The 14,512-nt window shown below is 48.4% G+C and carries 22 protein-coding genes; 14 read left to right on the top strand and 8 right to left on the bottom strand.

The genetic code is table 11. The features are described from left to right. On the top strand, positions 1-193 hold a 193-nt coding region (locus tag ACHZB8_RS05550; RefSeq protein WP_316859240.1), incomplete at its 5' end, for a hypothetical protein. Here the strand turns inward: ACHZB8_RS05550 and ACHZB8_RS05545 are convergent. The 3 genes from ACHZB8_RS05545 to ACHZB8_RS05535 form a co-directional block, all read right to left on the bottom strand. Then, positions 190-627: a hypothetical protein gene (locus tag ACHZB8_RS05545; protein WP_316859239.1), complete on the bottom strand. Its 438-nt coding sequence runs from the start codon at positions 625-627 to the stop codon at positions 190-192. The two genes, ACHZB8_RS05550 and ACHZB8_RS05545, sit on opposite strands and share 4 nt — an antisense overlap. After that, entirely contained in the window at positions 590-931 is a 342-nt protein-coding gene (locus ACHZB8_RS05540) for a hypothetical protein (RefSeq protein WP_316859236.1), read from the bottom strand. The genes ACHZB8_RS05545 and ACHZB8_RS05540 overlap by 38 nt, the downstream gene beginning before the upstream one ends. A gap of 126 nt (positions 932-1,057) precedes the next feature. Then, positions 1,058-1,261 (bottom strand): hypothetical protein, encoded by a 204-nt coding sequence (locus ACHZB8_RS05535; RefSeq protein ID WP_316859234.1) that lies wholly within the window; start codon positions 1,259-1,261, stop codon positions 1,058-1,060. 231 nt (positions 1,262-1,492) lie between these two features. On the opposite strand from ACHZB8_RS05535, the gene ACHZB8_RS05530 reads away from it, so the two are divergent. The 4 genes from ACHZB8_RS05530 (at position 1,493) to ACHZB8_RS05515 (ending at position 3,296) form a co-directional block, all read left to right on the top strand. After that, positions 1,493-2,071, top strand: a complete 579-nt coding sequence (locus ACHZB8_RS05530; protein WP_316859233.1) for a recombinase family protein — start codon at positions 1,493-1,495, stop codon at positions 2,069-2,071. A gap of 140 nt (positions 2,072-2,211) precedes the next feature. Then, the gene (locus ACHZB8_RS05525) at positions 2,212-2,691 is read left to right on the top strand and encodes a hypothetical protein (RefSeq protein ID WP_316859231.1); all 480 of its coding nucleotides are present in this window, start codon (positions 2,212-2,214) and stop codon (positions 2,689-2,691) included. 57 nt (positions 2,692-2,748) lie between these two features. Further along, on the top strand, positions 2,749-3,000 hold the full coding sequence (locus ACHZB8_RS05520; RefSeq protein WP_316859230.1) for a type II toxin-antitoxin system ParD family antitoxin: 252 nt from the start codon (positions 2,749-2,751) through the stop codon (positions 2,998-3,000). 2 nt (positions 3,001-3,002) lie between these two features. Continuing rightward, on the top strand, positions 3,003-3,296 hold the full coding sequence (locus ACHZB8_RS05515) for a type II toxin-antitoxin system RelE/ParE family toxin (RefSeq protein WP_316859228.1): 294 nt from the start codon (positions 3,003-3,005) through the stop codon (positions 3,294-3,296). A gap of 50 nt (positions 3,297-3,346) precedes the next feature. Here ACHZB8_RS05515 and ACHZB8_RS05510 read toward each other — a convergent pair whose 3' ends face one another. Together ACHZB8_RS05510 and ACHZB8_RS05505 are read right to left on the bottom strand one after the other, a co-directional pair. Beyond that, positions 3,347-5,068: a ParB/RepB/Spo0J family partition protein gene (locus ACHZB8_RS05510; protein ID WP_316859227.1), complete on the bottom strand. Its 1,722-nt coding sequence runs from the start codon at positions 5,066-5,068 to the stop codon at positions 3,347-3,349. 120 nt (positions 5,069-5,188) lie between these two features. Next, positions 5,189-5,530, bottom strand: coding sequence for an antirestriction protein ArdA (locus tag ACHZB8_RS05505; RefSeq protein ID WP_316859226.1), 342 nt, complete (start codon positions 5,528-5,530; stop codon positions 5,189-5,191). A gap of 800 nt (positions 5,531-6,330) precedes the next feature. Between ACHZB8_RS05505 and ACHZB8_RS05500 the strand changes: the two genes are divergently transcribed. Both ACHZB8_RS05500 and ACHZB8_RS05495 read left to right on the top strand, forming a co-directional pair. Further along, positions 6,331-7,827, top strand: coding sequence for an LA2681 family HEPN domain-containing protein (locus ACHZB8_RS05500; RefSeq protein ID WP_316859225.1), 1,497 nt, complete (start codon positions 6,331-6,333; stop codon positions 7,825-7,827). Further along, positions 7,815-8,096 carry a hypothetical protein gene (locus ACHZB8_RS05495; RefSeq protein ID WP_316859223.1) on the top strand — a complete coding sequence of 94 codons (282 nt, stop codon included), beginning with the start codon at positions 7,815-7,817 and terminating at the stop codon, positions 8,094-8,096. The genes ACHZB8_RS05500 and ACHZB8_RS05495 overlap by 13 nt, the downstream gene beginning before the upstream one ends. Here the strand turns inward: ACHZB8_RS05495 and ACHZB8_RS05490 are convergent. The 3 genes from ACHZB8_RS05490 to ACHZB8_RS05480 are packed head-to-tail and all read right to left on the bottom strand — an operon-like array spanning position 8,083 to position 9,402. Continuing rightward, a complete protein-coding gene (locus ACHZB8_RS05490) occupies positions 8,083-8,499 on the bottom strand; it encodes an ankyrin repeat domain-containing protein (RefSeq protein ID WP_316859222.1) in 417 nt (138 codons plus the stop codon). The two genes, ACHZB8_RS05495 and ACHZB8_RS05490, sit on opposite strands and share 14 nt — an antisense overlap. Next, entirely contained in the window at positions 8,496-8,765 is a 270-nt protein-coding gene (locus tag ACHZB8_RS05485) for a hypothetical protein (RefSeq protein WP_316859221.1), read from the bottom strand. Before ACHZB8_RS05485 ends, ACHZB8_RS05490 begins: the two co-directional genes overlap by 4 nt. Before the next feature lie 58 nt (positions 8,766-8,823). Further along, the gene (locus tag ACHZB8_RS05480) at positions 8,824-9,402 is read right to left on the bottom strand and encodes a hypothetical protein (RefSeq protein WP_316859219.1); all 579 of its coding nucleotides are present in this window, start codon (positions 9,400-9,402) and stop codon (positions 8,824-8,826) included. Between the two features lie 894 nt (positions 9,403-10,296). Here ACHZB8_RS05480 and ACHZB8_RS05475 point away from each other — a divergent pair. The 7 genes from ACHZB8_RS05475 to ACHZB8_RS05445 form a co-directional block, all read left to right on the top strand. Then, a complete protein-coding gene (locus ACHZB8_RS05475; protein WP_316859218.1) occupies positions 10,297-10,494 on the top strand; it encodes a hypothetical protein in 198 nt (65 codons plus the stop codon). A gap of 252 nt (positions 10,495-10,746) precedes the next feature. After that, on the top strand, positions 10,747-11,316 hold the full coding sequence (locus ACHZB8_RS05470; protein WP_316859216.1) for a hypothetical protein: 570 nt from the start codon (positions 10,747-10,749) through the stop codon (positions 11,314-11,316). Beyond that, the gene (locus ACHZB8_RS05465; RefSeq protein ID WP_316859215.1) at positions 11,306-11,683 is read left to right on the top strand and encodes a hypothetical protein; all 378 of its coding nucleotides are present in this window, start codon (positions 11,306-11,308) and stop codon (positions 11,681-11,683) included. The genes ACHZB8_RS05470 and ACHZB8_RS05465 overlap by 11 nt, the downstream gene beginning before the upstream one ends. 524 nt (positions 11,684-12,207) lie before the next feature. Continuing rightward, positions 12,208-12,495 (top strand): hypothetical protein, encoded by a 288-nt coding sequence (locus tag ACHZB8_RS05460; RefSeq protein WP_316859214.1) that lies wholly within the window; start codon positions 12,208-12,210, stop codon positions 12,493-12,495. Then, positions 12,495-13,952, top strand: a complete 1,458-nt coding sequence (locus tag ACHZB8_RS05455; RefSeq protein ID WP_316859213.1) for a type IV secretory system conjugative DNA transfer family protein — start codon at positions 12,495-12,497, stop codon at positions 13,950-13,952. The genes ACHZB8_RS05460 and ACHZB8_RS05455 overlap by 1 nt, the downstream gene beginning before the upstream one ends. After that, complete coding sequence (locus tag ACHZB8_RS05450) at positions 13,949-14,206, top strand: hypothetical protein (protein WP_316859212.1); 258 nt, start codon at positions 13,949-13,951, stop codon at positions 14,204-14,206. Before ACHZB8_RS05455 ends, ACHZB8_RS05450 begins: the two co-directional genes overlap by 4 nt. Next, the coding region (locus ACHZB8_RS05445) for a hypothetical protein (protein WP_316859211.1) at positions 14,203-14,512 on the top strand (310 nt) is incomplete at its 3' end. The genes ACHZB8_RS05450 and ACHZB8_RS05445, both read left to right, overlap by 4 nt.

The following is a 14,512-nucleotide window of genomic DNA, read 5'->3' as shown; positions in this document are numbered from 1 at the left end:
ATCTGTCCTTCAAGCGCTGATTTCTTTGCGTTTCATCGATTTTGCGGAATTCCGAATAATAGTAATGACTCATGAAATTATCCGGGGCTCCGATACTCGCCTTGTAAATATCACTCTTGTCTTTGCTCATGATGCATCACCTGAGTTTGCCAAAACGAATTTTTTAGAAGATGAAGAGCGCGGCGGCTTTTAGCCGGGCACGTTGGCGTCGAACGTTGCTGTGCGATCGTTTTGCGGGCGTACAGGGTTCGCCATCGGCTGGAAGTGAGATTTCAGCTCTGGTGTGTCCTGCGGATCATCGAGATCTGGAACATGGGCCCGGACAGATTTCGGCATCGCCTCCAGAAGATCAGCATCGAGATCGTCTAATTCTTGCTCACTGATTTTGCCGTCAGCAGTTTTTTCTCTGGCGGCATCAATTTTTTCCTGAAAATCCAGAATATCTTGGCGCTCTTGCGTCAGCTCTTTCTTTTCAGTGTTTGCGTCTCGCCATTGTTCCCATGTCGGTGTGTTTTCCGGGATCATGTCGAAGTCGAGTTCATCGGGTGTTACAGGTTCCCCGAATTCATCAAACGCTTGCGTGCGATCTTCAGATAAAAATACCGCGGCGTCCGTCTTCCATGACATAGGCGCGATCAAGTAATTGGCTAATATGAGCATTCACTCGATCCAGCTTTTCCTGATTTTCCATGAGAGCGATCACTGTCGCTTCGTCATATGCATCAAGTCTGGTTTGCAGCTCATTAAGCTCTTCTGTGGTTGCCATCACTACGGCGCTGACAAGCGCCTCCATGGTGTCATCAAGCTTCTCTTCGATTTTCTCCCGGCGTTCCCGATCATCCCGAAGCTTGATGAACCACTTTTGTTGCCGCAACCATTCAGAGTGACGGCTTGGTTCATCGCTAGCAAAATGATGGGAAAGATCGATCATTTGACTGCCCCACATTTCTTTTGGGAAAGGACATGAATGATCGCTGTCACCGGCTTATCCGAATAGCGCTCGAAAGTTGGGATGAGAGTGTTATTCCAGAGCTTTTCATTGTCGTTGAAATACCAATCATAAATGCATTGCATTCCAACTTCGCTTGGCTTGTCTTGCTGAAAAACGCGCATAGGCCAAGCCATCGACAACGCCAGAGACATACCATTTGCGTTGCTCGGCATTCATTTTCTTCATCACTACGCCAGCATTAAAATCTGTGGCGTTGGCGGCGTTCGCACTGACCATAGCCAGAGCGGCAAGAATTGCGGCTTGTTGCACCTTTCGGCGCAACAAAAACGACCGTTAATGCGATCATTAAAAGTAAGAAGAATGAAATTTGAAATCTATCGCCTGAATATGGGAAAATATTGAAATGACGGGAAAAATAGAGTTTCAACGATCAGAAGTAATTCAGGGACTAAAGAGTTTTAGGTCACCGCAAAAACGGTCGGTTATGTCAAATATATGTTCGTACTTTATTTTATTATAAGACATTGAAATAATTGAAGAATGAACGATAAAAATCACTATGGTAGAAAGGTTGGCTATTTACGGGTTTCTCGGGACGACCAATGTCTTGATCGGCAGATAAACGGCTTGAGAGCGTTTTGTGATGAAATGCATATCGAGAGGATTTCAGCCGCTAGTAAATCGCGTCCTGTATTTGAAAAGTTAATTTCGGACCTAAAAGAAGGCGATAGCTTGGTTGTCTGGGACATTGACCGGGCTTTTCGGTCCTGCCTCGACGCGCTTAAATGCTCCGAGAGCCTTTTAGAGCGTGGTATCGGCTTTCAAATCATCACCATGAATCTTGATACCTCATCGCGCCATGGGCGCTTGATTTACGCGATTATGGCGGCGATAGCCCAGCATGAGCGCGAGCATTTAATTGAGCGCACCCGCGAAGGGCTAGCCGCCGCTCGCGCGAGAGGAAAGCGCCTGGGCCGCCCGCCCAAACTTTGTTCTTCGGAACTTTTGGAAGCAAAAAGACGGTTAGAGCAAAATGAAATTTCACTTCCCGATCTCGCCGCTCAAAAGAATATGCATCCTTGGAGCTTGGTTAGAGCCATCCGAAGGCTTTCGAGCTGATAAGCTCGATAGGTTTAAGTGAAATACAAACTTAATAGTTGCATTTCAAAAGGCGTCCATGAAACAATCCTTGCACTGGAAAACGGCTTGTATTGGCCGAGTTTCGGTCTTTCTAGCAATCTGGTTTGGGGGACGAAGGCATGGGAGATGGCTATAATTTCAAGCAGCTCAGTCAGGCTATCTTGTCGATGAGCAAAGCTACTGACTGGGAAACGGCACGAAAAGAATGGGTGCTTGTCGATGTCATTGAGGCAGATGAGCCAGAAACCTGTTTGTGCAGTCACTATCCCATCATTGAGATTTGCGAAATCAGAAACCGTGTTACAGGCCATACGACGGAAGTCGGCAATGTATGCGTGAAGCGTTTTCTGGGGGTTCGTTCGGATCTGATTTTTACAGGTATCAAGCGAATTCGAAAGGATATCGAAAAGTCGCTTAATGCTGATAGCATCGCGTTTTTTCATCAGCGCGGATTATTAAACAACTGGGAATATCAGTTTCTACAAAACACCATGCGAAAGCGGAACCTGACCTTCAAACAAATGGAAACGCGCAGGCAAATAAATCAAAAAGTGCTGAGCGCTTTGTCGCGTCGGGGCTTTCAAGGGCAATCCGTCTAAATCTAAATTTTGACAAACTTTGCCAATATCTGCCATAATAGAACTATGGAGGCTGATATGGCGACTATGAATGTTTCACTACCTGATCCCATGAAAGAATGGGTAGAAGCGCAGGCAAAGACCGGGCGGTATTCCAACGCCAGCGATTATGTGCGGGATTTGATCCGAAGAGATCAGGAAAAATCTGACAAGATTGCCGCCATGCAACGCTTCGTTGATGAGGGGCTGGCAAGCGGCGTTGGCGGACGTTCAAGGGACGCGCTTTTTGCGGAAGCGCAGTCGCGGGTTAAATCCACCTCTGGCAATTAAGCATGGGATATCGTCTTACCTTAAAAGCCGAAGAGGACATCATCGGCATTGCTCAAGCTGGCCTTCTTCGTTTTGGCGAAGATCAGGCCCGCCGGTATCATGGCGAACTATATGAGGTTTTTGACCTGCTTGCCGCCAATCCCCGCATGGCGCGGGAGAGGTTTGAGATTACGCCGCCAGTTCGCATACATCCCTTTAAAGCACATCTCATCGTCTATGTTATTGAAGACAACGGTGACGTTCTGGTTGTCCGTGTGCGCCATGGACATGAGGACTGGGCCAAGGATGGGGATTAAAAAATCCGGCCAGCGGTAAACCGCTGGCCGAAGATTTGAAATCCTGAATATCAATCATAGTGTTTCTTGGCATTTTCATAGCGGTTAATCGCACTGATGCCGCCGCGCTTAGTATAGCCGCGCATCGGGAACTCCATATAGCGCGGTGTCCAGTTTTCTTTTATAGGCTTTCTCGTGCCGTCAAGATATTTGCCAATGACCTGTTTCTGGACTTTGGCGGTCGATCCAATATGAGCATCAGCCGTTTGCTTGCCGCCAATATCTAACAGCATTTCATTGATGGCTTCTTTGTCACGTAACAAATCAAGGAAGCTTTGATCGGCCTGCCAGATTTCTGTCATATCAATATCAAATTTCTCGCCAAGGATTTCGACGGCGGTGCTTTCGACAGGAAGAGTTTCAGCCACAACGAAGGTGAAAACACGCTGAACGTCCTCATCGCTCATTTTTAATAGCTTGGCAAAAAGACCATCAAAATCGATCCGGCTTCTATACTCGCCATTTGCGATGACAAGAGTTTCTGCTTCCTCATTTGTAAATCCGAGCATGTTGAATACGCTCTGCCGTTCTTTTTCGAAAAGGCTTTGCGCTTTATTGGCATTGAGGCTTTCGGTAATGGCATCATTTGCCGCTTTTTGTGGTTCGGCTCTAACAGACCATAAATTTGATCCCGCAATGATCTGGGCAAGCGCCAGCCTTAAGGCGATAGCTTGGTGATTTATAAGCTCATGGCGCACGGCGGCATGGCGGTGCAGGTCCAGATAATTCTGCATAGGCTTGGTGAGTTCTGGGCGCTCCGGCTTTTCGTCTTCTTCGGTGCTAATGGCCTGTTCGAGCTTTTGGATTTCCTTTTGGGTTAGAAAGCCCTCATGGAATAAAACTTCGCCGTTTCTTCTAACTTCGACATAAACCCTGCCGCCCATTTCCTTTGTCGCGGCGTCATGCTCCCAGCTATGCCAATGAACGCCTGTATCCATGATAATTACTTCACGCCATCCATCCGCGAGATATTGTTCCTTTGCGGTTGCAATGGCTTGATTTTGCAGTGACCAGAATTTTCCGATATCGGAAAAATAGGCTTCTTCTCCAAATAGGTCGGAAACAACCGCGCCTTCATAGAGTGATAGATCAAACAGCGCCGCACTTGTCGCGATATGGTCACCGCCAAACAGCCAGTCTTTAAGGGTGCGCCCTAACGGGGCATAGTCATCATCGCTTTTGTGTAGGCGCACCCATTCTTTTTGCTGGGCTTTGGTGGCCAGCGTTAGCGTCCGAACGGTATTGGCCTGAATTTCTCCGTTACGATACAGATTTAAAATAGGCGCGCTTAGATTGGCGATAGCCATGCGCTGATTTACAAGGCGCTCGCTGACACCAAATTGACTTGCAATGTCAGAGGCCGTTGCCCCTTTGCCGAAAAGTGCGGCAAAGGCCTTGTACTGATCGATTTCATCCATCGGAAGACGGGCGATGTTTTCCGCGAGTGACGCTTCAATCGCCTTGGCATCATCTCCATCTTCCATGACGATGCAGGGCACGGGCTGGGCTGTGGTGTCTTCGCCATCCTCACGCGCAATTTTTTTGAGTGCATTATAGCGCCGCTGACCTGCGATGACTTCAAAGCCTTCGCAGTTTGGGCGCACGAGAAGCGGCTGTAATACCCCCAGTGATCGAATGCTCGGTACGAGATCATCGATATCACTGCCGCCTGTTTTACGGACATTGATTTTTGTGGTTTTAAGCTGGTCGAAATTAATGTGTTGCAGTTGCATGGTTATATCCTCCTTAAATGCAAATGGGTTCAAACGGCGCGGGATAGCACCAGAGGACAGCGAGATTTTATTGAAAAACAGAAGTTAAAAGCGCTGTCCTGTGCTGACATCGCGCATTCGCTAGGCACAGCGATAAATCAGCCGCTGTCCTGCGATTTCTGTCTCTGAATAATCAACCGCTAGATCACGGGCGATGGCGTCATAATCGATGTAGAATTGAAGCCGTTCGGGAATTTCGCCAAATAGTCCTTCATCGACAAACTGTTCGGCCAGCTCTTTCATGCTGTCCAAATGGTAGATGTCCATGTCGATGCTGTCGGGGTTGTCTGCCAGCTGGTCATGACCGTATCCGCATTCACCTACAGCTATGACGTAACGGGTCTTTTGGTCTTCTTCCCAATCTTCTGCGGCGTCAATGAATGCCGCAATATTGCACTGGCTAAGTCCCCACGCCTTGGCCAAGGCGGTGTCGATGTCTTCACCGTCGATATACTGGATTTCAAATTCCTCGACCTTGTCACCGTAGCTGTTTTTAAGGCTACTGGGCTTTCTGGTCGTAATCTTCGATTGTTTCGAAATAAAAGCCTACCGCAGAAATATCGTAGGGCTGGGCAAAGAATAATAATGACATATCGGCCTCGCAAATGCTGAAAAAGGTTCAAAACTGCGAAGCCTTCAAACAGAAAACCCCGCGCATGAACCCTTGCCAAGCGGCGAGCGTCCCAAGCCTTAAATCATGGAATATGACCGTCGCCTAAAAGCGGCGGGCTATATGGGACGGTCGGTCGAAATCCGTCGATGGTTCAACTTTCTTCTCGGGAGACCGCGCATAAGCGGCGGAAGATGGTTGAACCACAGCAAGAGCGTCGGCGGTTTTGATATAAGCTGGCGAGAACGGTTCCAAGCGCGTGGCACACACGCGCCGAATATAAAAGTGGCGGCCAAGGCCGCCGCAGTATTTCCTCGCAAGGGATGGATGCCGAATGGCCGAGACTGATTTTATAGGCTCGGTTTACGACAGCCCGGTCGCACAAACAGTGCGATGCAACAAGGCAATAAGAAAAACCCCTTCATACACAACCGTTTAGCGTTGAAGCTCCTATGCAATCAGTATTAGAATATCTGTCAATTCATCAATTTCGATTTCAGCAAGTGCAGCTCCTGAATAGGGAGCGCGATAACATGGAGACGTAACGACTATCGCCAAAGAACTGAACATAGATTCCAAAACTAATGAAGAGGCTCTCGATGATATCGGGAGCATGATCGACGATGCTTTTGATAAAAACGATGAGGTTCTGACTGGACAAGCGTTTTCACTGATTGACAAGTTGGAAACGCGGAAACTTGAGCCGTCGCAATCTGCACTCCTACATTATTTTCGAGCCAATGCCTGGGAAAACAGATTGTTTGGGAGTGGCAAAAAGCAAAGCTGGTCCTGGGAAATAGAAGAAGTGCAGAACCAGATTGTGCATTTGCGCCTAGCGGTGCGACACGCTGGATTTCAAGACCTTAAAGTTAGGGATCGCTGTTCCATACTCACCAACTTGGCCAACAAGCTCAGCACGGTAGGGCGTATCTTGGAGGCAATTGAAGTTTGGGAGCGCGTCTTTCAACTAGAAGAAAAATTTGCCGTTGCATGGGCTAATCGGGCATCTGGTTTCCTGCATTATTCGCAAAGCGTTTATGATCCAGGACATGCCGATATGTTGCTGATGGCTGCCGCAACATCGTATGGAAACGCATCAGCTGCTGATGCGGTTTTTGACTCTGAGCAGAATGCTCTTTTGCGTAGCCGGTTCCAACAATCACATGATGATATTGCGGCAAATCTGGATATCAAAGCTGCAAGAAAGCATTTTGAATCGAGCGAGTTTTCACTTGGCGATACATCGGATGAAAGAGCCTATCGAAGTTGGGTTTTAAAGAACCGCCTCTTTTTAAATCCACTCAATGACGTAGGTGCTGAAAGCATTGCTGCTCGGGATATCCTGACCTTACCGTCGATGACATTTGCATTCGACGAACACGAAGGCCCACACCCGCCACCTGTGATCGGGTTCTACAATCAGCTCAAGCAGGAGTTTGTTTCAGCCCGATATTTCTTTTATGAGGGCTCGGAAGTCGATGGTTTCAGCGATAGCCCGCATTTTTCCGACAAGGATGTCGCTCTCTATAACACGCTGGACTATCCATCTTACGCATTGGCTGTCGAAAAAGTTCGGGTTGCTTACCGGCTAAGCTATTCCATTTTCGATAAGATCGCCTTTTTCATCAATCACTACATGAAGGTCGGCTGGGCGGATCATCGAGTCAATTTCAGGAATATTTGGTATGAAGATGTAAGGGACACCCCTAAGCCAATGCGTGCATTGTTTGTTGACCGAGAAAATTGGCCACTGCGCGGACTATTCTGGCTATCTAAGGATATTTACGAATCTGATTTCAAGAAGGTGATGGAGCCGGAAGCCGAAGCCCTGGCCGAAATACGAAACTTTCTTGAACATAAGTATTTTCAGGTTCATGAGTCATGGGCTTTCCCGACCAGAAATGAACCCCATTTTGACAGTAGCCCAGGCTACCACATTTCTAGGAGCGAATTTGAGGCGAAGACCCTCCACGTTCTAAAACTGTCGCGAGCCGCATTGATCTACCTCTCTCTCGCAGTCTATCGGGAGGAACAAATGCGCCACGACGGTAAGGAAGGTCTGATTGCTAATTTCCATTTGGGCAAATGGGAAGACGAATGGAAGATGTAGCCGATGCCCAATTGCTTCATTTGAAGGTGCAGCCTTTGCATGGAGAACGATTGCCGTCTCCCCCGGACGTCTGGGATTGGCAATGTTTCAATTCATGGAAAGGTAAAATATGGAGTATTTTTGCGGATGTTCTGACCGCCGATGTGAGGCAGGCGTTTATCAATTCCCTGCCGGAATACCTCGTAAGCGATGATCTAAGCTGGCTGGATGAAATCATCTTCGGGGTTAGTGATCGGTATCTTGCTTTTAAGGTGACTACTTTGGCTTGAACCCCAAGATACTATTTTTTCTGGGAAAAGAAGAGTTCGGATCATTGCCCTCAGTATCCAGCCCTTGTCTGAACCAGAACAATGCGTCAATCACTCTTTGATTTCCGGCGAGAATTGCTAGATCTAGAGGGTCGCGGTCAAATTGATCTTTTAACGTCAGATCAACACCTTTTTGTTCGAGTAGAAAAGTTACCATACTCAGGTTTCCCTTTGCGGCTGCGACATGTAATGCCGTCATTCCCAAGTGGTCAGTTTCATTGATGTTTGCAGGCTCTCTCTCAAGTATCTTTCGAACATCTTCAATATTATTTCTTTTAATTCCTTCAAATATATCTATTGGAGGCTGATTAAAATATAAATGATCCATATCTTTATCATTATTATTCTTGTTATCTTCCGTCATAATAATACATTCCATCTGAAATTATCAACAAATTCCTCAATTTTATTATCTTTGATCCTGTCGAAGTCGGACCTATAGCTGTTTATTGGGATTCGCTTCAGAATTTCATAACGTTCTTGTTCGCCGTTTTCAGATAAAAAGGCATCAAATTTCTCGGCCAAACGTGAATTATATACTAGCTTGAGGCGATCAATTCTTTTTAAAGAACTTTCAAAAATAGGGGTTACGATCAACTCTTCTATCTCAGTGCTAATAACATGCTTCATGTGAAGCCTGATTGCATAGCCGATGGTTAGAAAACCGCTATACCGTTCCAGCGCCCAGTCATCTCTTTTTCGAAAGCGTCGACGTTGATAACGAAAAAAGTGGCAAACGAAAAAAATTAGTGTGCGGATACCTCGTCACCGCTAAGTACCAACGACCACGAGGGTCTGTGCCGGAATAATACCCTTCAAATTTATCCATGTACTCAGAAATTCTAATCTCCTTGCGCTCTGGCAATGTTAGGTAATAAAGATTTTTATGATTATCGAAAAACTGTTCAAAAGCGTGCCCAGTTCGCTTGGTAGCCCCATGCTTTTCTAAATTGCTGGCTTTTGAGAACTCAGGTCGCGCCAATGTTTCTGGATGCGTAAGAAAATTGAAGATAATTTGAAACTTAGCATCACCAATATTGTTCTTGCGCCGTGCCCATTGTTCCAGATCTTGTCGCGTTAGCAACGGAGCGTGATCTGTTGTCTGGGTACCTGTAACTCGAAAAATCTCTGATAGTATCGCCTGCCACTTTTTTCCGGTGACCAAAGAATAATCAACTAAAATTTTCAAAGCTTGGTTCTTCTCAAAAATCGAAAATGTTTTCTGTCCTGATGGATTGCTTTCAGTCTCATCGAAGTTTTTTTGCATCTTATTGCACTCTCAAAACTTACAGCCTGTGCTTCAGTGTCGTTAGGAAAAGCCGTCTCAATCCGACGGTTTTTCCGTCAATAATTCAAGCAATAGTAGATATAGCAAAGGAGAAAATCCATGAACACTTCGAGTTATGAGCATAACAAACGAATTGGATTTAACGGAGGCACAGTAAACACCAATGGTATGCATCACGAAGAAAAGAAGCGAGCTGACAAGGCTGTAAAGGATGGCCAGGCACAAGCCTCTCGTCGATGAAACTAGATCCAGGATACGATGGGGTCGGAAGCTGCAACTTCCGACCCCGGTCGCGGATCACGAATGAGGTTAGACAGACATGACTTACGCGATTAAAGGCATTATGCCCTGTCGAAATAGCACTGTCACTATGACGTCCAAAATGGGCGCGTCCTATTTCGATTATCTGATGGGTGATGCAGTCCCGAGCTTTAGCAAAGGAAGACAAACCCGGCTAGGGCGAAGATGCATAGGTTGCAAATGGGCTCATATGTTTCAGCCAAGATGCTGCCGAATGCCGGGTAGATAACACTTCCCGCTAGGGCATCAAAACTTTCCAAAATTAGGCGCATCAAGTCGCCCTTATTTCAGTTGAAGGCACGGAGACACGTCCGGTGTCAACGATATCGCTTGCGCTGGTGTCTGTGGCCTTCTTTTCCAAAACGCAAACATGACCATTCAAACGGAGCAGGAAAATGTCAGCGACAACTGCAAGTACCCAAGCCGCGTGGGCGGCCAAGGAAAGCGGCTGATAATCCACCAGCCAGGCTTTCCAAAGAACTTCATGAGCCAACACAATATCAGCGCGAAAAGTCGATTGAGTTCGAAAAAATTATCCTTCCCATTTCTGCGATTGGAACTGGTGCTTTGACCATGATGGCCGCGCCAAATCTGATTGAAGCCGAAAGCGTGTTAGGCATCGCCAAGGTGATCACCATTGGCGTAATGTCCGGTTTTGTAAGCTTTACAGTCAATGATAAGGCGATCAAGGCGGGCGCAAAGCTGGCATCACATGGATTTCGCTTTGCGTTCCTTGGAAGCGTTTTTGCCCATCACCATCATTGGCATTAGCGCGGGGGCATTTAGCTATAGTGGTTTGGTGCTTAAGGAAGTTAATGCGCTAAACCGTCAGCAGCATGCAGAAGAACTTCGGGCTTTTGTGTCTGATGCCAATGCTCATGTTGTCCAGACTATTCAGATTAGACCCGCCCTCGAAGCTGCGGCGAGTGATATTCGCCGGGGGTTGGACTGCGAAAAATTGCAAGGCTGCCTCAGCTCAGGCAAAGGCGGTGAAGGCAGTGTTTACCGAGCGGGTACTGCCTCTTGCCACACGGGCAGAAGAAATCACAACAATACTTAATGAAGCTGAACAGGCGCGCGCGCGTAGCGCTTGCAGACGCGAATGCACTAATCGGCCAGTATGAAACAATTTTAGCGGGCGATGGTCTCACGCCTGATGAAAGCCAGCGTGGTTTAGCACGTAAGTCATCTGCCGTTAAAGACAAGGTTGAAGAGTTACGCCTTAGCTTGCCTGCAAGTCTGTTCGAAAGCTATGCGGTTGAGCTTCAAGCTGGAATCAAATTGCCGGATCAGCCAGAAGCTATGCGAAACGTCAATGCGATGCTTGCGCGCAATGGGGCGTCCATACAGAGCGCTCTCGATAGCTTGAAATCAGATATCAGCGAAGGTCCAGCTTTTCCAGCAAAGGCAGGCATATCTCAAGCCATAGCGCAACTAGGAGCCTTTTGGCCGATTGCCGTTCTAACGGCGATGATCGAACTGACCATTCCTCTTGTCCTTTGGCTCTTCACTTACCTCGGATTGATCTGGGCGCGTTACCGCGTTGAAAAAACGGCCCTTATTTCATCAAAGGAGAACACGAATGAGCATTGATTTTTCAGGATTGCCAATTAGCGGCTCTTTGGCCGTCGGCTTCGTTTTCGTTGCCGCCTTTTCTTACGTTGTTGCCGGGCCGGTGGTGGCAGACCGGACGATCAAGATGGATGGATGGGAAGCGCGCTGTGCCAGCAAGCTCACCCGGGAAATCAAACGCGAGCATCAAAGCTCACTTCCTATTGATGCTTTTGACTGCCGTGCTATTGCCGGAAGCTTTGATCCATCCGGGGCGAAGATTTGCGGCTTTCTTGACATGCTGGCCGCACCTGCCAAAGCAGCGCAGGCGCGCGCACAAAGCCTTGCAATGAGAACGTATCAACGCCGCATTGGAAGGCGTCACCTCTACTTGTTCTTGCCGCCGTAGCTTTGGCGAGCGAGCAAGAACGGATGTCATTTGCCATCTATGCAGGGTCGCTTCGCTTAATCAAACCAGAACCCGTTGCCCGCCTCCACGCGACGCTCGATAGCGCGCGCGCGTAACCCCAAATGTTGCAGCATTAGGAGAAGCAAAATGATTTTCGGACGGCTGGATATTCATGATGGCAAAGCCATTGAAACCCATCGGGATACGTATCTTCTCCATAGGGTATCGGTTGTGTCTGTACGTAGACCATTTTTTACCCCGGCGATCATGGCCGCAGGAGGTGTTGGTGGGTTTTGCTACAGTGTTTCATGACCTGCTTTACGCGGGGGAAATTGCTATCTGTATCGGTTTTGTGTTTGGCGTTGTTGCCGGTGGCTTTCACCTTGACCCAGTTACAAACTCCTTTCTCGCGATTTGAAAGGCACAGAGTTGACCGATGCCGTTTGGGGGACACGGGCAACCTTGGAAACCAAGCGCCGTGAAATCGTCTCTGCACTGCATAGTGTCAAAACGGGAGAAGGCTCATGAGCGAACATGGCGCTGTCGGCGATATTCTCAAAATCAATGGCAACCTCCTGATGGCAACGATCTGTGGCGGGGGTGCCTATTTGATCTGGCCCTCATCGATTGAATGGTGGGGCATGGGATTCCTTTCTATTCTCCTTGGCATTTCCTCCGCCAAGCTTTTAGGGCGAAGCTTTGGATTGATGCGTAAGCGCAAACTATTTGCAAACTACGCGGCAAAACGGGCCGCTCCTAAATCTGCCACGCTAGCAAGCCCTGAAGCTATGCGCGATGCAGGAATGATGTAATGAGCGGCCTGTTTAGCGGGCTTCTTCGCTTGGCGGGATTAAACCGAAAGGCCCGCCGGGCCATCCATGGTGAGTGCCGACGTATACTTGGCTTTTCTCTGGATGATGGTCGCCCGATTTTTGAGCCGGACAATACCTCTTCCTCACTGATTTATGCAGCTGCTGGCGGCGGCAAGACCACTTGCGTCGCCATACCGGAAATCCTGTCTATGCTCGCGGATCTCGACCGCAGCATTGTCATCAACGATGTAAAATCAGGTGAGATTGCCGCTCAGCTTGTTCGACTTTGCGTTTTGTACGGACGCAACGTTGCGCTCGTTGACGATAGCGACACATTGGGGGATGAGTTCGCGGATTATCGAATTTCTCTGAACCCGTTTAGCAATCTCATTTCAGCGTATCAGGCGGAAAGTTCCAGCCTGATGCTGGAGATTGAAAACGTCTCGCACATCTTCATTGATGAGCCCAAAAACGATGCCAAGAATGCGTATTTCAGACAGGTGCCGCGCGAGTTCTTAGAACTGGCACTCCTGATCTTGATTAGCCGTTTCCCCGAACTCGCAACGCCCGGAGGGCTTGCGGCTTTCCTATCAGATACCGGAATGTGGATGAGCGCCGTCACCGTTGAAGCCGATGAAGGCTCTCCGCTGACACGCTCGCGCGCGATGCAAATCAAGGAGCTGCACGAGAACGATCCCGAGCATTATAGTCAGCATTATTTAGCGGCGCTTTCCGCACTTCGTATCTTTTCACCGGGCGGGCCATTAAGTGAAGCTGGTCGGCATGCGGAGATTTCGCATGAACAGCTTCTAAAAGAAAGCTATATCGTCTTCCTTGTCCAGAACCAGCGCAACGCTTCCCGGCTTGGAACTTATTACGGCCTGCACTTCAACGCTTTTACAAGCGCGCAGATGTCAGGTGGTTGTGGTCGCACGGACCTTGTGTTCGATGAAGCGGCCAACACACCCGCGCGTGATGTGATCGAGAAAGTCACCATCCAGCGGGCCTTTGGTCTTCGAACATTGTTTATCGCTCAGTCGCGTTCGGATTTGCAGCGTCAAAATGGCGATAAGCTGATTGCGACATTGGAAGATAATGTCCGCGTTACCCAGTGGTTGAAGTTTGCCAATATTGAAGAGGCCGAACGTGTTAGCCGGGCCATGGGCGAGCGAGAGACGCTTACCAGAACCCTGAATTACAATTCGGGAAATTCAGAGTTCTCAGGTGGTTTGAGCACAGGCCGCGAACGCTTGTATACGGCTGATGAATTGATGCGCCTGCCGCCGCACTGCCAAGTCATTTATGTCAGCGGCGTCGGGTATATCGTTTGCGAAAAAGCCAGTCAGCAGCACCTGGCTCCGTACTGTCATCAGATTGCTCCCAATCCGCTTGAAGGAGGCATCTTGCCTCCTAAGCCCCGCGTTAGCCTTCCTGCGCCACACAGGAGGCGCGCATGAAACAGGCTAGATTGATCCGCGCCGTTTATTTCTTATGGCTTATCGTGCCTGCCGCGATCTATGTCGCGATTAAGGCCTATGGCTTGCCGCATGTTTTATCGAGCACGCAAAGCCGAACCTATGCAGGGCAACTAAGCCGCGTTTACGCGCAGTGCAATTACATCGGTCCTTATGGCCGATTTGAAGTGCATTTTCCGCGCAATGGCCATTGCGATTTCCTTCGCTTGTTTAAATCGAGGGGAGCGCGCGGATGAGTATTTCAAACGATCTTCGCCGCGCCTTCGAACGCGCCAGTTTGAACCGTGAGGCAAAATCTATTCTCACGGCCCGGCAATGGAAAACCTTTCAAGACATCACGCGTGTTCACGATGAGCAGATACAGCAAGAAAAACGGCGTTACGAAGATGAATTCGAGACGCGGGTTGAAATGGCGCGCAGGCGAATAATCAATGAGGCCGGGCGCAAGAATAAAGACTTTAAACCCCGGATGCTCAGCAGAGATGCCTTAAACAAAGACGACGTCAACCGACAGGCTGTGCGTGATGTGCAGCATGCTCATC

Origin of the sequence: uncultured Cohaesibacter sp. (genome assembly GCF_963556055.3) — a bacterium.
Lineage (GTDB): Bacteria > Pseudomonadota > Alphaproteobacteria > Rhizobiales > Cohaesibacteraceae > Cohaesibacter.
Note: the sequence above shows the minus strand (reverse complement) of the source record. Positions and strands in the feature narration are given on the sequence as shown.